Here is a 22,250-nt window from a genome sequence, read left to right on the forward strand (position 1 = left end):
CGGCTTACAACGGCTTCGTTACGAACAGGCCATCTTCGTGGCCTTCTTCCGACCCGCCATATACCTGCTCGGCAACGGTGCGGATCGAGCTGCCGCGGGCAGCGAGAATCTGGTCCATGGCACCGGCGAACCAGCCAGTGAACATGTAGTCGACCTTGCGGCCGCACTTGCCATAGACGTAGACGAAAGCCGAGTGCTTGAGCTTGACGCTGCACGTGCCCTTGTCCAGGTCGATGTCCTGGATCTCGAACAGCCCCCAGCCACGCTGGCTCAGGCGTTTCATGTAGTGCTCAAAGACCGCGACCCCTTCCAGGCCATGGCACTCGGCTTCCTTCTCGCACCAGTGCCACGCCGACTTGTAACCGGCCTTGTAGAGAATTTCGGCGTACTTGTCGGCGCCCAGGACTTCTTCGATGCCCATGTGGTTGTTGACGAAGAAATGGCGTGGCACGTACAGCATCGGCAAGGCGTCGCTGGTCCAGACACCGGTCTCGCTGTCAACTTCGATTGGCAATTGCGGGGCGATCTTGGCCATGGAAACTCAACTCCAGAAAAAATTTTTATTGGGTTGCCCCGGCGTTGCTGGCAGGGGCTTGAAGCTTGGAGAGCGGCTTATTCGCCCCAGACGTCTTTCAACACGTTGACCCAGTTCTCGCCCATGATCTTGCGAACCACGCGCTCGGAGTGGCCACGTTTGAGCAAGGTCTCGGTGAGGTTGGGGAACTCGCCCACGGTACGAATGCCCAGTGGGTTGATGATCTTGCCGAAGTTGGTCAGGCGACGGGCGTAGCCCTTGTCGTGGGTGAGGTATTCGAAGAATTCCTTGCCGTGACCTTGGGTGAAGTCGGTACCGATGCCGATGGCATCTTCACCCACGATGTTCATGGTGTACTCGATGGCTTCGGCATAATCGTCGATGGTCGAGTCGATGCCCTTGGCCAGGAACGGTGCAAACATGGTCACGCCGACGAAACCTCCGTGGTCGGCGATGAACTTCAGTTCCTCATCGGACTTGTTGCGAGGGTGCTCCTTGAGGCCCGATGGCAGGCAGTGGGAGTAGCACACCGGCTTTTTCGATTCGAGGATGACTTCTTCGGAGGTTTTGGAGCCGACGTGGGACAAGTCGCACATAATGCCCACACGGTTCATCTCGGCAACGATCTCGCGACCGAAGCCTGAGAGGCCGCCGTCGCGCTCGTAGCAGCCGGTGCCTACCAGGTTCTGGGTGTTGTAGCACATCTGCACGATGCCCACGCCCAGCTGCTTGAACACCTCCACGTAACCGATCTGGTCTTCGAAAGCATGGGCGTTCTGGAAGCCGAAGAGAATACCGGTCTTGCCCAGTTCCTTGGCCTTGCGAATGTCGGCGGTGGTGCGCACGGGCATCACCAGGTCGCTGTTCTCGCGGATAAGCTTCTGGCTGGCGGCGATCTGGTCGACGGTGGCCTTGAAACCTTCCCAAACCGACACGGTGCAGTTGGCGGCGGTAAGGCCACCTTTGCGCATATCCTCGAACAGCTCGCGGTTCCACTTGGCGATGATCAGGCCATCGATGACGATGCTGTCGGCGTGTAATTCGGCTGGGCTCATCAGGCGTCCCCTTTTATTGAATGGGCTGGCGCCAAACCTTGTGCCGGCGCTTTGGGGCCAGCATATGCCTGTGCCCCGAGGCGCCCCGATGCAAAAACGACAGGGGGTTTGCCGAAAGCGTCAACGCGCGACAACACGCGCTCTGGCGCGGTCTGTGGCGATGAGACCCAGTCTCGATAACGACCATGGAAGGTCCTTTGATGAAGAATCTGCCCAGGTGATACCGTACGCGCCGAGAGTGCGCGAGAATCGTCGGCATTCGTCAGCCGATGGAGGAAACAGCGAATGAAAGCGATGGCAGGGATGGTACTGCTGGCCGTGGTGGCGGTAGCCCAGGCCGGTGAGGAGGAAAATACCCCGTGTGACAACGTCGAGACCGAGGCGCAAGCCCATGCCTGCGCAGCGTTCAACAAGCAAGCCTCCGAGCGGGAGCTGAAATCGGCTTATGACGAACTTCTCCAGCGCGTTCATGACGCGTTCGACGACAAAGGCAGCATTGCAGCAACGATGATCGAGCGCTTGAAACAGGCTCAGGGACTATGGACGCAGCTTCGCGATGCCGATTGCAAGGCAGAAACCTTCGCCCTGCCAACTAACGGCGGGGCTTACCAGGCAGCCTGGGACACCTGCGTCGCACAGCGCACTGATGACCGGTCCGAGTACCTGCAATCGATTCTGCAACAGTAGAGCGGGACTGCCTAATTAGTAAAGTTTGCGGCTTATTCATCAAACTGCCTCGTATCAAAGTGAGTGCCAAGTGCCCTTATCCAAGGCGCTTCACCCACTTAACAGGAGTCGCAGATATGACCGTGAACCTCACTAAAACCGACATGGACAGTGCCACCGCAGCCTTGAAGAAAGAGGGCGAAGAGCGGGCCGTCATGGTGGCCAACACCGTGTGCATCTTCGCACCAGACGTACCGGCCAGTATCGCTGAAGACGTGCTGGACGGCATGCGCCTGATGAACCTGTCGGCAAACAAAGAAGTTCGACAAGGAAACGCAGCAGCGCGAGTGGTACAACTTCTGCAATGACGGGCCGGGCAAATTTGGCTGGCCGCTCACTGGCGCCGCCCACGTTGAAGAGGCAATCGACAAGGACACCCATACTCTGGCAACCCTGGTACCGGAAATCGTCTCGGTGCAGATTGGCCACAGTCATCGCCTGAACCGCTGCGTCAAACGCTCTTTCGAAGTGATCGCCGAGACACCCAAGGCTCAGCAGCTGCTTGAAGAAAGCGCCGCGAGCGTTTCTGGTAAATCCAGCGCCGTGCAGGTTTCGACCTGCGAAATGTCGCCACAGGGGCTGCCGATCATGCACATGACCAGTGTTCAACTGAGCTACGACAAAGCTGAGAAGACTGCCGGCGCCACTGGCCGCACCCTCGACAAATCCAATACCCGTGTGTATCGCGGTTCGCAACAGGGTTCGTTCAGCATCCGCCACTTCAATGCCATGCGTCATTTTCTGAACAACCTGGAGCGCTACGGCGCCTTTTTATTCGAGCGGACTACCAGGACGATACCGTACGTGCCCACCGAGACAGTTTTCGAAAACATCTTCTCGGGTTGATACCTGTCCCCAAAGGCAAGAATCTCAAGTTCCAACGTGTGGGCAACGACATTCTGCAGGGCCTGAAGCAGCCAGACCTGGCCTTGCTGAAGACTCGATCGGCAAGCTCACACATGCTCATCGACTTCGACACTGACGAGGCGCACGGCCCGTGGCCATCACTCTGCACACGGCCTGCTCGACCCACCCAGATACGAGTCGAACCAAGGCGTTGCTTTAACTGGATCACCTGGGTATCCGGCTTGTCGATGAGTACGCAGCGCTGCACAGAGACTGCGTGGAGCGACGTCTCGAGGCGCATAGCAGCATCGATCACTCCTAATTCGGCGGTGACGACTTCACGATCTTGCGCTCCTCGCGTGGGCAGCGCCCGAAGCGTCGCTTGTAACGTCGGGTGAAGTACGACGGCAGTTCAAAACCGCATGCCACGCTGACCTGGGTGATCGTCATCTGGGTCTGGCGCAGCAACTGGCAGGCCTTGTCCAGGCGCAGGCCAAGGTAAAAGCCGCTGGGCGTATCGTTGAGATGCAACCTGAACAGGCGCTCCATCTGACGACGCGTGATCATCACGCGCGCGGCCAGTTCCGTTGTATCAAGGGGGTGCTCGGTGTGCTTTTCCATCTCTGTGATCACCTGCACCAGCTTGCGGTTGCTGATGCCATAGCGTGCAGCGATCTGCATGCGCTGATGATCCTGGCGCGGTCGAATACGGCTCAACACGAACTGCTCGGAAACCTGCACGGCGAGCTCGGCGCCATGGGCCTGGGCGATCAGATCGAGCATCAAGTCGATCGAAGCGGTCCCGCCCGCACAGGTGATGCGTTGCCGGTCAATTTCGAACAGCTCCTGGGTGGCATGCAGGCTGGGATAGTTTTCCCTGAACGCATCCAGCGCCTCCCAATGCACGGTCGCACGATGACCATCAAGCAAGCCTGCCTCGGCCAGTACCACAGCGCCGGTATCGATACCGCCCAGCATGACGCCCTCGTGACCCAGGCGCCGTAGGCTTTGCTGAAGCTTGGGGGCGTAGCAGCCCAGGGGTTCGAAGCCTGCCACGATCAGCAATGTACGGCAGGGCATATGCGCGCCCAGCGCTGCATCGGCATTGACTGACATGCCATTGCTGGCGTTCACGGCGCTCCCATCCAGGCTCAATACCTGCCAGTGGTATGCCTGGGCTTTGAACCTGTTGGCCACGCGCAGGGGCTCCAGGGCACTGATGAACCCCATGGCAGAGAAACCGGGTAACAACAGAAAGTGGATGATCTGCGCCATGGCATGCTCCAGCGAACAGGTCGCCTGCGTGCAAATGTTGGTCGCCGGCGTGCGATTTTCAATAGTGCCACCAGCGTAGCGTGTTCACACGGTCCGCAGAGGCCGCCACCATAACAATCTGTACTGCCGATGGAGAGCCACCATGCACAGCTTGATCCGCCGCAGCCTGTTGACCTTGGCCCTGACCAGCCTTGCTACCCCCTCGCTTTACGCCGCCGATGCCGCTGCTTGCAAGAATGTCCGTCTGGGCGTGGTCAACTGGACCGATGTGATCGCGACCAGCGCCATCGCCCAGGCTTTGTTCGATGGCCTGGGTTACACCACCAAGCAGACCAGCGCGTCGCAGCAGATCATCTTCGCTGGCATTCGCGACAAACGCCTGGACATGTTCCTGGGCTACTGGAACCCGATCATGACCCAGACCATCACCCCCTTCATCGATGCCGGGCAGGTCAAGGTCATGGACAACGCCAGCCTCGAAGATGCCCGGGCCACCTTGGCAGTGCCCAAATACCTGGCGGACAAGGGGCTGCGCACCTTCGCCGATATACACAAATTCGAGAAGGAACTGGGCGGCAAGCTCTATGGCATCGAGCCGGGTTCGGGCGCCAACACCCAAATCAAGGCCATGATCGCCAAGAACCAGTTCGGCCTGGGCAAATTCCAGCTGGTCGAGTCCAGCGAAGCGGGCATGCTGGCCGCCGTGGACCGGGCAGTACGGCGCAAGGAAGCCGTGGTGTTCTTCGGCTGGACCCCACACCCCATGAACGTGAACATCGACATGGTGTACCTCGGGGACAGCCAGGACGCGCTCGGCCCGGACGAAGGCCGCGCGACGGTGTGGACCGTCACCGCACCCGATTATGCAGCGCGCTGCCCCAATGCCAACCGCCTGTTGGCCAACCTGAGTTTCAGCGCCGAGGACGAGAGCCGCATGATGCAGCCACTGCTCGATCACAAGGATGCGCTGGAGTCGGCGCGCCAATGGCTCAAGGATCACCCCGAGGACAAGGCCCGCTGGCTTGAGGGTGTAACCACCTTCGATGGCAAGCCGGCCGCCGACAATCTCAAGCTTACCGCCAACTGAAACAGCCCCATCACCGACAAACCAGCCCCTACAGATCCATGGACACCAAGGTTCGTCCAGAACCTTGCAGGGGTCGGCTTGCCGGCGAAAAGCCCACAACAGATCGCACAGGATCCCCCATGAACCACGACGTCATCATTACGTGCGCCCTGACCGGCGCCGGCGACACTGCCTCAAAAAGCCATCTGGTCCCCGTCACGCCGAAGCAGATCGCTGCAGCGGCCGTGGAAGCCGCCAAGGCCGGCGCCACGGTGGTCCACTGCCACGTACGCGACCCGCAGACGGGGCGCTTCAGCCGTGATGTGGCCCTGTATCGCGAAGTCATGGAGCGCATTCGCGAAGCCGACGTGGACATCATCGTCAACCTCACTGCCGGCATGGGCGGCGACCTGGAAATCGGGCCCGATGAAAACCCCATGGCATTCGGGCAGGGCACTGACCTGATCGGCCCGCTCGAACGCCTGGCCCACGTGGAGGCGTTATTACCGGAAATCTGCACCCTGGACTGCGGCACCCTCAATTTCGGTGACGGCAATTCCATCTACGTTTCCACGCCCGCGCAACTACGCGCCGGCGCCCGGCGCATTACGGAGCTGGGGGTCAAGGCAGAGCTGGAAATCTTCGATACCGGCCACCTGTGGTTCGCCAAGCAAATGATGAAGGAAGGGCTGCTCGACAACCCCTTGTTCCAGCTGTGCCTGGGAATACCGTGGGGCGCACCGGCTGACACCACCACTATGAAAGCCATGGTCGACAACCTGCCCGCCAATGTCACCTGGGCCGGCTTTGGCATCGGCCGCATGCAGATGCCCATGGCCGCGCAGGCCGTGTTGCTCGGCGGCAACGTGCGAGTCGGCCTGGAAGACAACCTGTATCTGGATCGTGGCGTACTGGCGAGCAACGGCCAGTTGGTCGAGCGCGCGTTAGAGATCATTTCGCGCCTGGGTGCCCGAGTCCTGAGCCCCGCCGAAGGCCGGGCGAAGATGAACCTGAACCGTCGCTGATCGCTTCTGGAGACCCGCATGAACTTCATCACTGACATCAAGACATTTGCCGCGTTGGGCAGCGGCGTGATCGGCAGCGGCTGGGTTGCACGCGCCCTTGCCCATGGCCTGGACGTGATTGCCTGGGACCCGGCGCCAGGCGCCGAACAGGCCCTGCGCAAACGCATTGACAACGCCTGGCCTGCCCTGGAGAAACAGGGCCTTGCGCCAGGCGCATCGCAAGCCCGCCTGACCTTTGTCGATACCGTTGAAACGTGCGTGCGCGAGGCTGATTTCATCCAGGAAAGCGCGCCTGAGCGGCTGGACTTGAAGCTCGACCTGCATGCACGGATCAGCGCCGCTGCCAAACCCGATGCGATCATTGCCAGCAGCACGTCGGGCTTGTTGCCCAGCGAGTTCTACGCCTCGGCCGTTCACCCTGAGCGCTGTGTGGTAGGCCATCCTTTCAACCCGGTGTACCTGCTGCCGTTGGTCGAGATCGTCGGCGGCAAGCAGACTGCGTCGCAGGCCATCGAGGCGGCCAGCACTGTTTATACCGCCCTTGGCATGCGGCCACTGCACGTGCGCAAAGAAGTCCCCGGTTTCATCGCCGACCGGTTACTCGAAGCGCTGTGGCGCGAGGCGCTGCACCTGGTCAACGACGGGGTCGCCACCACGGGTGAAATCGACGACGCCATCCGTTTTGGCGCGGGCCTGCGCTGGTCGTTCATGGGCACCTTCCTGACCTACACCCTGGCCGGTGGCGATGCCGGCATGCGTCACTTCATGTCGCAATTCGGGCCGGCACTGAAGCTGCCGTGGACCTACCTGCCGGCGCCTGAGCTGACCGACACGCTGATCGACGATGTGGTGGAAGGTACGTCGCAGCAATTGGGTGATCGCAGCATCGCCGCGCTGGAACGCTACCGGGATGACACGCTGCTGGCGGTGCTGGCAGCGGTGACCACCAGCAAGGCCAACCATGGCATGTCGTTCAGCGACTGAGGAGAGCACGATGCCGGCATTGATCACCTACCGGACCCAAGTGCTGGAAGACTGGGTCGATTACAACGGGCATCTTCGCGATGCCTTCTACCTGCTGATCTTCAGCTACGCTACTGATGCATTGATGGAGCAGATCGGGCTGGACGCCGACAGTCGTGGACGCAACGGTCGTTCGCTGTTCACCCTGGAAGCACACATCAATTACTTGCATGAAGTGAAGCTGGCCACCGAAGTGTGGGTGCAGACACAGATCATCGGCCTCAACAGTAAGCGCCTGCATATCTATCACAGTTTGCACATTGCAGATTTCAACGACCCCTTGGCAGCCAGTGAGCAGATGTTATTGCACGTCTCTTTGAACCCACCGAAGGCGTGCCCATTCGATGAGCAGACCACCGAATGTTTGCAACGCCTGATTACCCTCCAACGCGACGTGCCACCGCCTGCGTACGCAGGACGCACGATGAGTCTTTCGCCCCGCCAATCCGGGCCGAGCGAAGTGCCAACAGGCTAATTGACCCAGCTGTTCATGGCGCTCATCGTGGCGGTCAATCCACCGCTCGCCATTGCTGATCATCGCCTCCCTTACAGAGCGCCAGTGTAGGCGACGGCTTTTTTCAGACAGCGCCTGTTAAAGAAGCGGTGAAGCTTGCTGCCCGGGGGCTTGAGGCTCAGACCAACGCCAACGCTGCAGCGGGTTAGAGGCATCGCAGTAAGTTAGCTCCACCCTATCGCCTGCTGCCTCGACAGCCAGGCAAAAGCCGTTGTCGGGTTTACCCCACCCCAACATGAACGAACCGTCTATTTGAAAAAACGGGGTCCAGACCAGCCAGGGGGCCTGTTTCGGGTCTGTGCAGCGTGTCAACACCAAATCCCCGCGAAGATCAAATGAACCGACGCACTTATTTGAGCTGTTCAGCGATAGGGTGAAATTGTCGTTGATGTAAATTCGCTTCCAGATGAACTCCGGATTGGGCTCGGCACTTTCTGGGCATGCACGAGCAACCAGCGCCCTCTGCTCCACAGTTGTCAGGCACGTGGTCTTACCGCTTTCCTGATGGCCGTGGTTGATAAGGTAGGGAGGCATGGGCGGATAAAAGTTCTCGACCGTTTCCCTGTACTCATCAAACTGACGCGCAACATCATGGTTTTGAACCGTGCCCAACGCTACGTTTTCATATGTCAACCGCGGATTAGAGAAGTAAGGTATTGCGCCGTGGGAGGTGATCTGCCGAGTATAGAAGTTTGGCGAGTAATGGCGATAACCATGGTTGTAACTTTGGGTGGGATCAGTGCCCTCTAACCCGTGGCCAGCACCAAGATTGTGCCCAAGCTCATGAGCGAGAGAGACCGTACAGCTGATGGTATTGAAGCCTGTTTCCTTTCGCGACCAGCTGTAGGCATTCCCACATATTGAAGTCTCAACGTTATATAGTGACACCAAATCTGCCCCTGACGACGTTCGCCAGGTGGCGACTTGAGCGCCCAACGCACTGTCAGGATTTGCCATTTCCTTCAGCATTACCCACTGGTTTTTTGAATCTTCGCTGTAATCGGCATCGAAAAAGCCCGCCAACTCGTACGTGAGCGGCACTCGGCTGTTGATCAAATACTGGTTAGCATCCTGCAAGGCTTGCACCAGCTCGGTTCGATAATGGGGGGATCGTGACCGACGCTCATTGGTTGTTACGAACATAACCCTGATCGTACTGTGAGGGGATTGGGCAGACTTTTTAGCGCCTTCAACCTGAGGGGAACCCGACGGTGCAATGAAGTTGCCATCGGGTGGCATCTTGGTTTCATCGACCTTGATCAACACATGCTGACCTGCGCCTGTCGGCTCCAGCCTATAGCGCTGTCCTGCAACGTGAATATTGCCTACGACCTGATCGTCGTCCCGGACCAGCGAGATCCAGCTGAATGGATCAAAGTCCACTTCGTCAGAGGACGTATAACGTTGCCTTCTATCAGACGACACATCACCGATCCACCCATGCATTCCCGCCACGTCGCTGGACCGCCTGAGATTGAAGCGAACGATGCCTTGTTCAGGCATTTTGACTGCAAGCTCGGAGTTATTAGCACCCAGCAGTGCAGGCTTGATATTGACCAGCCATACCGTTTGCGAAGAGGGGGCTGTCAACAATGTTGATAGTGAAGGATAGACACCAAGCCGAGATGCGAGCATGTCCAACGTGTGACGATCCGTCCGTGTCTCTTCGAAGAGCAGCGCCTCGCCGCCACCGTCATCAGTCACTTGATTGACTCCGTAAGAGCATGCTGAAATCAACACAAAAAGCTGGGCCAACGACGCAAGCTTCCAGTTCACACGCTTCATATTCAAGCCTCCCTTTCCAGAGACTGTATTGGAAGGCGTTGTGCATAGCCTGCCAACTATCAGAAATACCAGGCGCAAAAAAATAACCCCGGAAAGCCGTGAGCATCCGGGGCCAAGAGCGAGCAACATCCACTGTGCACGAGTGAGGGTGACCAAACCCTCCGTAGCGGTAGATGACTAGAGTGTGCGCAGTTCCCGGGCAGCGGATTTAGCCGGAAACGACCTGTTCATAGCCAAAGCGGCCACTCTGCCCTTTCGAGGTTGCGAGCATGAAGGCGGCGTCACAGAATCGGTCGTGATCACTGCAGCACTCTCTATGCGATAAAAGGGACAACAGCCATGATGCATGCCGATTTGATTGATCAAGACGACCTGGCGGGCCATCTGCGGGCACGCGGGTTCGACATTCCGGCCGGTGCCAGCGCCGAGCAGGCGTGTGAGGCCGTAGTACGCGGGCTCACCGAACCGAACGCGCGGGCGCTCAAGGGGATGGTCGAGCAGATGTACGCGGGCAGCGCCACCCTGTTACCGGCCGTGCGGCAGGCGATTGATAAACAGCTGCTGCCAGCCTTGGCGCAATTCAACAAGCGCGCCTGAGCGATTTCCGATGCCGGCGTGATCGTCGGCAAGCCGGCCCCTAGAGAGGCCGCGCGATGCCGGCGAACGGGCTGCAGCGCAGCCCTGAACCCTTAGAGCCTTACACTGGCAAACGTTGACTCATTACGCGCCTGGCTCAATGCCGCCATCGGACCACTGTGGGGCGACAGGGTGATGGCCTGTGGAATCGGCATCATCGCCACCTGCTGGGTGGTATTGGAGCCAACACGCTCGTCGCGCGGTGGAATGCCGAAGTATTCGCGGTAGCACTTGGAGAAGTGCGGCGTGGACACGAAGCCGCAGACCGAAGCCACCTCGATGATCGACATCGGCGTCTGCTTGAGCAACTGGCGTGCGCGTATCAGCCGCAGCTTGAGGTAATAGCGCGAAGGCGAGCAGTGCAGATACTTCTGGAACAGCCGCTCCAGCTGCCGACGCGACACGGATACGTAGACGGCGAGTTCGTCCAGGTCGATTGGCTCCTCGAGGTTGGCTTCCATCAGCGCGACGATTTCCTGCAGTTTCGGCTGATTGGTGCCCAGCATGTGCTTGAGCGGTACGCGCTGGTGATCCTGCTCGTTACGGATGCGCTCGTAGACGAACATCTCGGAAATGGCCGCTGACAATTCCCGACCATGGTCGCGGCTGATCAAGTGCAGCATCATGTCCAACGGCGCGGTGCCGCCAGAGCTGGTGAAGCGGTTGCGGTCGAGCGTGAACAGGCGGGTGCTCATGTTGACCCGTGGGTAGGCCTCCTGCATGGCCGCCAGGCATTCCCAGTGCACGCTGCAATCGAAGCCGTCGAGCAGGCCGGCACAGGCCAGCGCCCAACTGCCGGTGCACACCGCCCCAAGGCGGCGCGATTGGCGAGCCTGGGCTTGCAGCCAGGTCACGTGCTCACGCGTCACGGTGCGCTGGATACCCACACCGCCACAGACGATGACCGTGTCCATGGGGGGCGCGCTGTGCATGGCAGCATCGGGTGTGATCTGCAAGCCGTCGCTGGCCCAGACCTGGCCGCCATCGACGGTCAGGGTATGCCAGCGGTACAGCTCGCGGCCGGACAGCTGGTTGGCCATGCGCAGCGGCTCGACCGCCGAGGCCAAAGAAATGAGGGTGAAGTTGTCCAGGAGAAGAAACCCGATGGACTGGGGGGTTGTGCGGTTCTGGGTTGGGTTCCCGGAGGTGTACGACGTCATCGCGATTTCTCCTCACACAAATGCAGGGCGTGCCTCAGGCGGACACTGATTTCTTGTTATTGCCCCGGGGTCGTCCACGGGGCTTGGTTGTCTATCACTACGCAAACGCCGTGCCTGAAATTGAACAGCTATCCAAAAAAACCTGAAAACGACCTACTCAGTCGTCAAAATCAGGACTTTCCTACAAGTCTGTTACAACCCTCAAACAGGCGTTCTAGGCGGCATGCGTGTAACCCCTGAGCACTTTGGTGACACGCATTACCCAAGTTGCCCAGAAACGACACTCTTGAGTGTCACCGACAACGCCTGCACCGATCGCGACATCCGACTGACGGTAGGCATCGTCTTGCACGTTTTAAGGTCACGAGGTGGTGCTTTGCACCGTTATGATGAGCGTGGTGCCAGCGCCGATCGCTCGACGATGACACCGCAGGTCGAAGAAGTGCATCAGCACTCGATGGCGCTGACGGCAAGGCCGCCGCGCGAGGTTTCCTTGTACTTGTCGTGCATGTCGGCACCTGTATCACGCATGGTGCGGATCACCTGGTCGAGGGAGATGAAATGCTCGCCATCACCACGCAACGCCATCTGCACAGCGTTGATGGCTTTCACTGCAGCAATTGCATTGCGCTCGATGCAGGGCACCTGCACCAGTCCGCCTACCGGGTCGCACGTCAGGCCCAAATTGTGCTCCAGGGCAATCTCGGCTGCGTTTTCAACCTGGGGCGGGGTAGCGCCCAGTACCTGGGCAAGTCCTGCAGCGGCCATGGCGCAGGCCGAGCCCACTTCACCCTGACAGCCCACCTCGGCCCCTGAGATCGAGGCGTTCTTCTTGCACAGGATGCCCACGGCGGCGGCCGCCAGGAAGAAATCCACCACGCTGGACTCGTCCACCTCGTCACTAAAGCGCATGTAGTAGTGCAGCACCGCCGGAATGATGCCGGCCGCGCCATTGGTAGGCGCGGTGACCATGCGCCCGCCTGCGGCGTTTTCCTCGTTCACGGCCAAGGCGAACAGGTTGACCCACTCCATGGCGCTCATGGTCGAGCCGATCACGTTGGGCTTGCCGATTTCCTGCAGGCTGCGGTGCAGCTTGGCAGCACGACGACGGACATTCAGCCCGCCAGGCAGCGTGCCTTCGTACTTGAGCCCATTGTTGACGCACTCCTGCATGGCATCCCAAAGCCTGTGCAGGCCGGCCCGAATTTCTGCCTCGCTGCGCCAGACCCGTTCATTGGCCATCATCAATTGCGACACACTCAGGTCGTTTTGCTTGCACAGGCGCAACAGCTCGGCCGCGCTGTTGAAATCGTACGGCAGCACGGTCTGGTCGGCGTCCAGCACGCCACTGGCGGCCTGGGCGGCATCGACCACGAAGCCACCGCCGACTGAGTAGTAGGTGTCTCGGTGAATTTCGCCCTGCTCGCCTTCTGCCACAAGGGTCATGGCGTTCGGGTGGTAAGGCAGGTTCTCGTCAAGCAGCAGCATGTCACGGGCCCAGACGAAGTCGATGGGCAGGCGATTATCGAGCCTGAGCACCTGGGTTTCGCGCAGGTCGGCAATACGCGGAACAATCTGGGTAGGGTCGATGGCGTCTGGCCATTCGCCCATCAGCCCCATGATGGTGGCGTTGTCGGTTCCATGGCCGATACCGGTAGCCGACAGCGAACCATACAGGCGCACCTCGACCCGCTTTACCTGTTCCAGCTCGCCGCGCTCGCGCAGCCCCTGGACAAACAGGGCACCGGCTCGCATGGGGCCGACGGTATGCGAGCTGGAAGGCCCGACACCGATCTTGAACAGGTCGAACACGCTGATGGCCATTGTCGAATCACCTCTTGCTGGGCTTGTCTGTACGCGCAATGCGCAGGGCGGGGCAGCTGCTAGGCTGGACTGCAGGCCGCCTTCAATGCACGCATCATCGGGCTTTTGCCACCCTGCTCGCCGTCTGCAACCGACGTAGTCTTGTCCAGCCGCGCCGCCTGTTTTGCAGGCTCAGTGCGCCGCTTTCCGGTGCCTTGGTGACGCAAAAAAGCGGCAGGATGGGTAGAAGAATCCATAAGCGACATTGCCCATACTGGATGCGACCCGTTGCGTACTGGATACGACCCCACCAGTAGGCGATTGCCCGGCGCTGGAGGATTATCGAAAGCGACTCGTAAAGCACGGCCACGCAACCTGCCCTCTGCAGGCCTGATCGATCGGACCCTCAGAACGTCCGACGAACCACGCGAACCCGAAGACAAAATCACAGGAGTCCACCCATGAAAGGTTCACCCACGCTGTTGCTGGTCGCGTTGCTGTCCGCACCGGTACTGGCCCAGGCCGCAGAACCCGAGCAGTGCCAGACGGTGCGGTTTTCGGATGTCGGCTGGACCGACATCACGGTAACCACGGCCACCACCAGCGCTGTGCTCGACGCCCTGGGCTACAAGACGCACACCACCATGATCTCAGTGCCGGTGACCTACAAGTCGCTGGCCGCCGGCAAGGACCTGGACGTGTTTCTCGGCAACTGGATGCCGACCATGGAGAACGACATCAAGCAGTACCGCGACGCCGGTACGGTCGAAACCCTGCGCGCCAACCTGGAAAACGCCAAGTATACGCTCGCAGTACCGCAAGCCCTGTACGACAAGGGCTTGAAGGATTTCAGCGACATTCCCAAGTTCAAGGATGAGCTAGGCGGCAAGATCTACGGGATCGAGCCGGGCAACGATGGCAACCGCACCATCCAGAGCATGATCGACAAGAACGCCTTCGGCCTGAAGGACGCCGGCTTCAAGATTGTCCAGTCCAGCGAGGCCGGCATGCTTTCCCAGGTGGACCGCTCGCAGAAACGTGGCGAGGCCATCGTGTTCCTGGGATGGGAGCCGCACCCGATGAACACCCGGTTCAAGATGCAGTACCTGACCGGTGGCGATGAGTTCTTCGGCCCCGATTTCGGCAAGGCGACGGTGTACACCAATACCCGCAAGGGGTATGCGCAGGAATGCAGCAACGTCGGCCAACTGTTGAAGAACCTGTCGTTCGAGCTCAAGGACGAAAGCACCATGATGGGCTATGTCCTGGACGACAAGATGAAGCCTGACGCCGCTGCGCGCAAATGGCTCAAGGACAATCCCGGCAAGCTGGACACCTGGCTGGCAGGCGTGACCACTGTGGATGGCAAACCTGGCCTCGAGGCGGCCAAGGCCAAGCTGACGCAATAACCGAACTACGCAGTAGCGCTACCTCGGGGCAGGACCGTGCCCGCCCCGGGTTGATTTCAATCTACGCAGGTGGAAGCTCGCTATCATGCTTATCGATCAGAAAATACCCCTGGGCCAGTACATGTCCTCGTTCGTCGAGTGGCTGACCCAGCACGGCGCGAATTATTTCGACGCCATCGCCCAAGGCCTGGAGTTCATGATCCATGGCGTCACCAGTACCCTGACCTGGTTCAACCCGCTCGTGCTCATCGCCCTGTTCGCTGCACTGGCGCACCTGATCCAGCGCAAGTGGGCATTGACCGCCTTCGTCGCATTGTCCTTCCTGCTGATCCTCAACCTGGGCTATTGGCAGGAAACCATGGAAACCCTGGCCCAGGTCAGCTTCGCCACCGTGGTCTGCGTGGCCATCGGCGTGCCGCTGGGTATCGTCGCCGCACACAAGCCGATGTTCTACACCGCCATGCGGCCGGTGCTCGACCTGATGCAGACGGTCCCCACCTTCGTCTACCTGATCCCTACCCTTACCCTGTTCGGCCTGGGCGTAGTGCCTGGGTTGATCTCGACGGTGGTGTTCGCCATCGCCGCCCCCATCCGCCTGACCTACCTGGGCATCTGCGATGTCCCCCAGGAACTGATGGACGCCGGCAAGGCCTTTGGCTGCTCGCGCCGTCAACTGCTCACCCGTATCGAACTGCCCCATGCGATGCCGAGCATCGCCGCAGGCGTCACCCAATGCATCATGCTGTCGCTGTCGATGGTGGTGATCGCCGCCCTGGTGGGCGCCGACGGCCTGGGCAAACCCGTGGTCAACGCACTGAACACTGCCGATATTTCCCTGGGCTTCGAAGCGGGCCTGGCAATCGTGCTGCTGGCGATCATGCTCGACCGTATCTGCAAGCAACCGGAGCTGCCGGCCAGGAGTGAAGCATGAGTATCATTCGATTCGAAGACGTCGACGTCATCTTCTCCAACAAGCCACGCGAAGCGCTGTCGTTGCTGGACCAGGGCAAGACCCGCGAAGATATTCTCAAGCAGACCGGCCTTGTGGTCGGCGTAGAGAAAGCCAACCTGGACATCCAGAAAGGAGAGATCTGCGTACTCATGGGCCTTTCCGGTTCGGGCAAGTCCAGCCTGCTGCGCTGTATCAACGGGCTGAACACCGTGAGCCGCGGCAAGCTGTTCGTGGAGCACGAAGGCAAGCACATCGATATCGCCCACTGCACCCCGGCTGAACTGAAGATGATGCGCACCAAGCGTATCGCCATGGTGTTCCAGAAGTTCGCCCTGATGCCTTGGCTCACGGTGCGCGAGAACATCAGCTTCGGCCTGGAAATGCAGGGCCGCCCCGAGAAGGAACGGCGCAAGCTGGTCGACGAAAAACTCGAACTGGTAGGCCTGGCCCAGTGGCGCAACAAGAAGCCCGATGAATTGTCCGGCGGCATGCAACAGCGCGTAGGCCTGGCACGCGCGCTGGCCATGGACGCCGACATCCTGCTGATGGACGAACCGTTCTCGGCCCTGGACCCTTTGATCCGCCAAGGCCTTCAGGACGAATTGCTGACCCTGCAGAGCCAGCTGAACAAGACCATCGTCTTCGTCAGCCACGACCTGGACGAGGCGCTCAAGCTGGGCAGCCGGATCGCGATCATGAAGGACGGACGGATCATCCAGTACAGCAAGCCCGAGGAAATCGTGCTGAACCCGGCCGATGAATACGTGCGCACCTTCGTGGCCCATACCAACCCGCTGAACGTGCTGTGCGGACGCAGCCTGATGCGCTCGCTGGACAACTGCAAGCGCGTCAACGGTTCGGTCTGCCTGGACCCCGGCGGCGACTCGTGGCTGGACCTGGGTGAAGGCAATTCGATCAAGCGTGCGCGGCAAGGCCAGAATGGCCTGGAGATGCAGAACTGGGCGCCTGGGCAGGCAGTGGAAGGCCTGAGCCGCAGGCCAACCCTGGTGCATGCCGATATCGGCATGCGTGAGGCCCTGCAGATTCGCTACCAGACTGGCAACAAGCTGGTGCTGCAGGAAAACGACAAAGTCGTGGGCATTCTGGGAGACACCGAGCTGTATCACGCGTTGCTGGGCAAGAACCACGGTTGATTGCACGAGGGCCGCACTCGCGGCCCTCTTCTTTGAGGGGAGCGGTTCGCGCTGCGGACTGGCTTGCCTACATCTTCAGAAACGCTTTACAGGCTGCCAATTCATCAGGTTAGAATCGGTTGGCACGCGACCTGCTAGCAAACATCGAATACGCGCTACCACGTCTTCCCTCCTCGTTGTCCCGGAGTACCTGCCTTTGGATGCCAGTACCATCAATAGCCTGTTCCTGATCGGCGCATTGCTGGTAGGGGCAAGCATCCTGGTCAGTTCGCTGTCGTCGCGGCTCGGCATCCCGATTCTGGTCATCATCCTGGCCGTCGGCATGATCGCTGGCGTGGACGGGGGTGGCATCATTTTCAACAACTACCCGACCGCCTACCTGGTGGGCAACCTCGCGCTTGCCGTGATCCTGCTCGACGGTGGTCTGCGCACGCGGGTAGCAAGCTTCCGGGTCGCCTTGTGGCCGGCGCTTTCGCTGGCAACGGTCGGGGTCATGATCACCACGGCGTTGACCGGCATGGTGGCGGCCTGGTTGTTCGACCTGAGCCTGATCCAGGGCCTGCTGATTGGCGCCATCGTCGGCTCCACCGATGCCGCGGCGGTCTTTTCACTGCTGGGCGGTAAAGGCCTGAACGAACGGGTCACCGCCACGCTGGAAATCGAATCGGGTAGCAACGACCCGATGGCGGTGTTCCTCACCGTGACCCTCATCGACATGATCGCCAGCGGCCAGACCGGGCTGCACTGGAGCCTGCTGGGCCACCTGCTGCGCGAGTTCGGCATCGGCGGGCTGCTGGGGTTGGGCGGCGGCTGGGTGATGCTGCAACTGGTCAACCGCATCAACCTGGCAGGCGGCCTGTACCCGATACTGGTCGTGGCCGGTGGCCTGGTGGTCTTCTCGCTGACCAACGCCCTGCATGGCAGTGGTTTCCTGGCGGTCTACCTGTGCGGGCTGGTACTGGGCAACAAGCCGATCCGCAGCCGCCACGGCATTCTGCACATGCTCGACGGCATGGCGTGGCTGGCCCAGATCGGGATGTTCCTGGTGCTGGGCCTGTTGGTGACGCCTCACGACCTGCTGCCTATCGCCCTGCCGGCATTGGGCCTTGCCCTGTGGATGATTCTGGTCGCACGCCCCTTGTCGGTGGTCGCCGCACTGCTCCCCTTCAAGGCGTTCCACGACCGCGAGAAGGCCTTCATTTCCTGGGTGGGCCTGCGCGGCGCCGTGCCCATCATCCTGGCGGTATTCCCGTTGATGGCCGGCCTGCCGGACGCCCAGCTGTTCTTCAACCTGGCGTTCTTCATCGTCCTGGTTTCGCTGCTGGTGCAGGGCACCAGCCTGCCCTGGATGGCCAAACTGCTCAAGGTGACGGTCCCGCCAGACCCGGCGCCCATTTCACGCTCGGCACTGGAAGTGCACATCACCAGCGAATGGGAGATGTTCGTCTATCGCCTGGGTGCCGAAAAGTGGTGCATTGGCGCAGCGCTGAGGGAGCTGAAGATGCCAGAGGGCACGCGCATCGCCGCGCTGTTCCGTGGCGAACAATTGCTACACCCTTCGGGCAGTACGGTGCTGGAAGTAGACGACATGCTGTGCGTGATCGGGCATGAGCACAACCTGCCTGCACTGGGCAAACTCTTCAGCCAGGCACCCCAGCGCGGGCTGGACCTGCGCTTCTTCGGCGACTTCGTGCTCGAAGGCGATGCCGAGCTCGGCGCCGTGGCATCGCTCTACGGCCTCAACGTCGACAGCCAAGATGCCCACATGCCGCTGGCGCAGTTCATCCGACAGAAGGTCGGAGGCGCGCCAGTGGTAGGCGACCAGGTCGAATGGCATGGCACGATCTGGACCGTGGCGACCATGGACGGGAACAAGATTCAGAAAGTGGGCGTCAGATTCCCCGAAGGATCGCGACCAGGACCAGGATTGTTCCTCTAAACTTCGTTTCTGCCTGATCCACAAGTAGTCTGCCTATGTCCTTTCGCCTGCACCTTCGCACAGCCCTGCTCGGGCTGTGCCTTTGCCTTCCCCTGGCGGTCGCCGCCGCTGAAGCCCCCACCACCGCCAGCGTCCAGGAAAGCCTCGACAAGATCGCCGAGCGCAAGCTACCCGAAGCCGATCAGAAGGCCCTGCAGCAAGTGCTCGAGCAGACCCTCGGCCTGCTGGCCAGCAAGGAAGACAACGAACGCAAGCTGGCTGCCCTCAAGCAGCAACTGGCCAGCGCGCCCAAGGAAACCAGCGACAGCCAGAAAGAGCTGGCAAGGCTCAAGCAGAGCTCGGTGCAGTCGGTGGCCCAGCGCTACGCCAACCTCGGCGTGCCGCAGCTCGAGCAGATGCTCAGTGAGCGCACTACCCAGCAAGGCGAGCTGCAAAAAGCGCTGTCCGAAGCCAACAGCCTGATCATCAATTCGCAGACCCGTCCCGAAAGGGCCCAGTCCGAGATCAGCAGTAGCCAGGCGCGGGCCCAGCAAATCAACAGCATCCTCAAAAGCGGCAAGGACGCGGGCAAGCCTGTCAGCCCCGACCTGCGCAACCAGCTCAACGCCGAACTGGCCTCGCTCAACGCCCTTACCCAGTTGCGCCGCCAGGAGCTGGCTGGCAACAGTGTGCTGCAGGACCTGGGCAATGCCCGCCATGACCTGCTGATCGAGCGCACAGCACGCCTGGAACAGGAAATCCAGGACCTGCAGACCCTGATCAATGACAAACGCCTGGCCCAGTCCCAGGAAACCGTCACACAGCAGTCGATCGAAGCCCAGAAAGCCGGCGGCAGCAGCCTGCTGGCCACCGAAAGCGCAGCCAACCTCAAGCTGTCCGACTACCTGCTCAGAAGCACCGACCGGCTCAACGAACTGACCCAGCAGAATCTGCGGACCAAGCAGCAGCTCGACACCTTGACCCAGGCCGACCAGGCGCTGGACGAGCAGATCAGCGTTCTCAAAGGCAGCCTGCTGCTGTCCAAGATCCTGTACAAACAGAAACAGACCCTCCCGCATCTCAAGCTCGACCGTGACCTGGCTGACCAGATCGCTGACACACGCCTGTACCAGTTCGAGGTCAATCAGCAGCGCGAGCAGATGAGCAGCCCGGTCAGCTACGTGGACAAACTGCTGGCAGCCCAGCCCCCCGAAACCGTCACCCCCCAGTTGCGCAAGGCATTGCTGGAAGTGGCCATCACCCGCAGCGACTTGCTCGAACGCCTGAACCGGGAGCTGTCGGCCCTGCTCAACGAATCCATTACCTTGCAGCTGAACCAGAAGCAGCTGCTGGGCACTGCCCAAAGCCTGCGTACTACGCTGGACGAGCAGATGTTCTGGATACCCAGCAACAAGCCATTGGACTGGGACTGGCTGGCCTATGTGCCGCAACGCCTGGCTGACCAGGTGGCGGACCTGCCGTGGGGCTCGGGCCTCAAGGAGCTGGCTGACGGGTTGAGCCAGCGGCCGTTGCTGTTCCTGCCGCTGTTGCTGGTGATCGGCGCGTTGCTGTGGCGACGCAAGTACCTGTACCAGCGCCTGGGCAAGGTGCACCAGGACATCGGCCATTTCCGCCGCGACAGCCAGTGGCACACCCCTCAGGCGATCTTGATCAACATCCTGCTGGCGATGCCGGTGAGCCTGGGTCTTGCGCTGTGCAGCTATGCCTTGCAGATCGACGCCCGCGGACAGAACGCCAACCTTGGCGCGGCGCTGTGGCAACTGGCCCAGGCCTGGCTGGTGTTCTATACGGCCTACCGCATTCTCTCGCCTGGCGGGGTGGCCGAGATTCACTTCCGCTGGTACAAGCCGCAAGTGGAGTTCCTGCGCGGCTGGGTCCGGCGTCTTGGCACCGTGGTGCTGGCATTGGTAGGGGTGGTGGCGGTAGCCGAACACCAGCCCTCGGCGCTGGCCGACGACGTGCTGGGGATTGGCGTGGTACTGACTTGCTACGCATTGATGGCCTGGTTGCTCAGCCGCCTGTTGCTGAGCAGCCCTGCCCACCGCGACACCTCGCTGTTTCGCAAGGCAGTGGGTGTGGCGTTCACGGCCTTGCCCATCGCCCTGTTCATCGCCGTGTGCTTCGGCTACTACTACACGGCGCTGAAACTCACCGACCGCCTGATCTACACCCTCTACCTGCTGCTGTTCTGGCTGGTGATCGAGGCGGCATTCGTACGCGGGCTGTCCGTGGCCGCCCGACGCCTGGCCTACCAGCGCGCGCTCAGCAAGCGGGCTGCGGCCAAGGAAGGGCTAGATGGCGAAGTCGTCGTCGAAGAACCGACGCTGGATATCGAACAGGTCAACCAGCAGTCCCTGCGCCTGATCCGCCTGGCCTTGCTCGGCGGTTTCATCGCCGGCCTGTACTGGGTGTGGTCGGACCTGCTCTCGGTGTTCGCCTACCTCAACAACTTCGTGCTGTACGAATACACCAGCGGTACAGGCGCTGCGGCGAGCATGGTCCCCATCAGCCTCGGTGACCTGCTCGGCGCACTGGTGATCGTGGGCATCACATTCGCCCTGGCCGGCAACTTGCCCGGCCTGCTGGAGGTGCTGGTACTGTCGCGGCTGAACCTGGCCCAGGGCAGCGCCTACGCCACCACCACGCTGCTGTCCTACACCATCGTCGGCGTCGGCATCGTCAGCACCCTCTCCACCCTGGGGGTCAGCTGGGACAAGCTGCAGTGGCTGGTCGCCGCGCTGTCGGTAGGCCTGGGTTTCGGCATGCAGGAAATCTTCGCCAACTTCATTTCGGGCATCATGATCCTGTTCGAACGCCCGGTGCGTATCGGTGACACCATCACCATCGGCAACTTGTCGGGCACGGTGAGCAAGATCCGCATCCGCGCCACCACCATCACCGACTTCGACCGCAAGGACATCATCGTCCCCAACAAGACGTTCATCACCGGGCAACTGATCAACTGGTCGCTCACCGATACCGTCACCCGCGTGACCCTGAAGCTGGGCATCGACTACGGCTCGGACCTGGACCTGGTGCGCGACCTGCTGCTCAAGGGTGCACATGAGAACCCCCGGGTACTCAAGGATCCCGAACCCCTGGTGTATTTCCTGCAATTCGGCGAAAGCTCGCTGGACCACGAACTGCGCATGCATGTCCGTGACCTGGGCGATCGCAACCCGACGCTGGACGAGATCAATCGCTACATCAACCGGGAATTCAAGGCGCACGACATCAAGATCTCCGTACGCCAGGTCGAAGTCTTCCTGATGGACCCCAAAGCCGGCAAACAACAGTTGATACCGATGGACTCGCCAAAATCCGATGGCACTCCACCGGTGTGATTG

At 60.6% G+C, this 22,250-nt stretch carries 19 protein-coding genes; 13 read left to right on the forward strand and 6 right to left on the reverse strand.

Going from position 1 to position 22,250, the window contains the following annotated elements; translation table 11 throughout:
* Positions 1-4 precede the first annotated feature (4 nt).
* Positions 5-535: a DUF5943 domain-containing protein gene (locus tag CWR53_RS20915; RefSeq protein ID WP_013970507.1), complete on the reverse strand. Its 531-nt coding sequence runs from the start codon at positions 533-535 to the stop codon at positions 5-7.
* A 77-nt stretch (positions 536-612) separates the two neighbouring features.
* A complete protein-coding gene (locus tag CWR53_RS20920; RefSeq protein ID WP_023532386.1) occupies positions 613-1,590 on the reverse strand; it encodes a dipeptidase in 978 nt (325 codons plus the stop codon).
* A 285-nt stretch (positions 1,591-1,875) separates the two neighbouring features.
* Between CWR53_RS20920 and CWR53_RS20925 the strand changes: the two genes are divergently transcribed.
* The 3 genes from CWR53_RS20925 to CWR53_RS23305 all read left to right on the forward strand — a co-directional run bounded on the left by CWR53_RS20925 (position 1,876) and on the right by CWR53_RS23305 (position 3,162).
* Positions 1,876-2,277 carry a lysozyme inhibitor LprI family protein gene (locus CWR53_RS20925; RefSeq protein ID WP_058602962.1) on the forward strand — a complete coding sequence of 134 codons (402 nt, stop codon included), beginning with the start codon at positions 1,876-1,878 and terminating at the stop codon, positions 2,275-2,277.
* Between the two features lie 116 nt (positions 2,278-2,393).
* Positions 2,394-2,624, forward strand: coding sequence for a hypothetical protein (locus CWR53_RS23300; protein ID WP_258313177.1), 231 nt, complete (start codon positions 2,394-2,396; stop codon positions 2,622-2,624).
* A 106-nt stretch (positions 2,625-2,730) separates the two neighbouring features.
* Complete coding sequence (locus tag CWR53_RS23305; RefSeq protein ID WP_258313178.1) at positions 2,731-3,162, forward strand: hypothetical protein; 432 nt, start codon at positions 2,731-2,733, stop codon at positions 3,160-3,162.
* A gap of 318 nt (positions 3,163-3,480) precedes the next feature.
* Here the strand turns inward: CWR53_RS23305 and CWR53_RS20935 are convergent, their stop codons facing one another.
* On the reverse strand, positions 3,481-4,437 hold the full coding sequence (locus tag CWR53_RS20935; protein WP_100852398.1) for a GlxA family transcriptional regulator: 957 nt from the start codon (positions 4,435-4,437) through the stop codon (positions 3,481-3,483).
* A gap of 142 nt (positions 4,438-4,579) precedes the next feature.
* Between CWR53_RS20935 and choX the strand changes: the two genes are divergently transcribed.
* The 4 genes from choX to CWR53_RS20955 all read left to right on the forward strand — a co-directional run bounded on the left by choX (position 4,580) and on the right by CWR53_RS20955 (position 8,026).
* Positions 4,580-5,524: a choline ABC transporter substrate-binding protein gene (choX, locus tag CWR53_RS20940; RefSeq protein WP_100852399.1), complete on the forward strand. Its 945-nt coding sequence runs from the start codon at positions 4,580-4,582 to the stop codon at positions 5,522-5,524.
* Between the two features lie 119 nt (positions 5,525-5,643).
* Positions 5,644-6,528, forward strand: a complete 885-nt coding sequence (locus CWR53_RS20945) for a 3-keto-5-aminohexanoate cleavage protein (protein WP_100852400.1) — start codon at positions 5,644-5,646, stop codon at positions 6,526-6,528.
* Between the two features lie 18 nt (positions 6,529-6,546).
* A complete protein-coding gene (locus CWR53_RS20950; protein ID WP_100852401.1) occupies positions 6,547-7,512 on the forward strand; it encodes an L-carnitine dehydrogenase in 966 nt (321 codons plus the stop codon).
* Positions 7,513-7,522: 10 nt separating this feature from the next.
* The gene (locus CWR53_RS20955; RefSeq protein ID WP_058602957.1) at positions 7,523-8,026 is read left to right on the forward strand and encodes a thioesterase family protein; all 504 of its coding nucleotides are present in this window, start codon (positions 7,523-7,525) and stop codon (positions 8,024-8,026) included.
* A 117-nt stretch (positions 8,027-8,143) separates the two neighbouring features.
* Here CWR53_RS20955 and CWR53_RS20960 read toward each other — a convergent pair whose 3' ends face one another.
* Entirely contained in the window at positions 8,144-9,850 is a 1,707-nt protein-coding gene (locus CWR53_RS20960; RefSeq protein WP_058602956.1) for a hypothetical protein, read from the reverse strand.
* Positions 9,851-10,189: 339 nt separating this feature from the next.
* Between CWR53_RS20960 and CWR53_RS20965 the strand changes: the two genes are divergently transcribed.
* On the forward strand, positions 10,190-10,447 hold the full coding sequence (locus CWR53_RS20965) for a hypothetical protein (protein WP_023532364.1): 258 nt from the start codon (positions 10,190-10,192) through the stop codon (positions 10,445-10,447).
* Positions 10,448-10,539: 92 nt separating this feature from the next.
* On the opposite strand, the gene CWR53_RS20970 is transcribed toward CWR53_RS20965, so the two are convergent.
* Together CWR53_RS20970 and CWR53_RS20975 are read right to left on the reverse strand one after the other, a co-directional pair.
* Positions 10,540-11,646 carry a GlxA family transcriptional regulator gene (locus CWR53_RS20970; RefSeq protein WP_023532694.1) on the reverse strand — a complete coding sequence of 369 codons (1,107 nt, stop codon included), beginning with the start codon at positions 11,644-11,646 and terminating at the stop codon, positions 10,540-10,542.
* Between the two features lie 447 nt (positions 11,647-12,093).
* Positions 12,094-13,470 (reverse strand): L-serine ammonia-lyase, encoded by a 1,377-nt coding sequence (locus CWR53_RS20975; RefSeq protein ID WP_100852402.1) that lies wholly within the window; start codon positions 13,468-13,470, stop codon positions 12,094-12,096.
* 440 nt (positions 13,471-13,910) lie between these two features.
* Between CWR53_RS20975 and CWR53_RS20980 the strand changes: the two genes are divergently transcribed.
* The 5 genes from CWR53_RS20980 (at position 13,911) to mscK (ending at position 22,247) form a co-directional block, all read left to right on the forward strand.
* Positions 13,911-14,858, forward strand: coding sequence for a choline ABC transporter substrate-binding protein (locus CWR53_RS20980; RefSeq protein WP_100852403.1), 948 nt, complete (start codon positions 13,911-13,913; stop codon positions 14,856-14,858).
* An 82-nt stretch (positions 14,859-14,940) separates the two neighbouring features.
* Positions 14,941-15,789, forward strand: coding sequence for a choline ABC transporter permease subunit (gene choW / locus CWR53_RS20985; protein WP_178102701.1), 849 nt, complete (start codon positions 14,941-14,943; stop codon positions 15,787-15,789).
* Positions 15,786-16,964 (forward strand): choline ABC transporter ATP-binding protein, encoded by a 1,179-nt coding sequence (choV, locus tag CWR53_RS20990; RefSeq protein ID WP_100852404.1) that lies wholly within the window; start codon positions 15,786-15,788, stop codon positions 16,962-16,964. Before choW ends, choV begins: the two co-directional genes overlap by 4 nt.
* A gap of 196 nt (positions 16,965-17,160) precedes the next feature.
* Positions 17,161-18,903, forward strand: coding sequence for a potassium/proton antiporter (locus tag CWR53_RS20995; protein ID WP_058602953.1), 1,743 nt, complete (start codon positions 17,161-17,163; stop codon positions 18,901-18,903).
* 35 nt (positions 18,904-18,938) lie between these two features.
* Entirely contained in the window at positions 18,939-22,247 is a 3,309-nt protein-coding gene (gene mscK / locus CWR53_RS21000; RefSeq protein ID WP_100852405.1) for a mechanosensitive channel MscK, read from the forward strand.
* Positions 22,248-22,250 lie beyond the last annotated feature (3 nt).

The organism is Pseudomonas sp. SGAir0191 (assembly GCF_002812565.2).
Classification (GTDB): domain Bacteria; phylum Pseudomonadota; class Gammaproteobacteria; order Pseudomonadales; family Pseudomonadaceae; genus Aquipseudomonas; species Aquipseudomonas parafulva_B.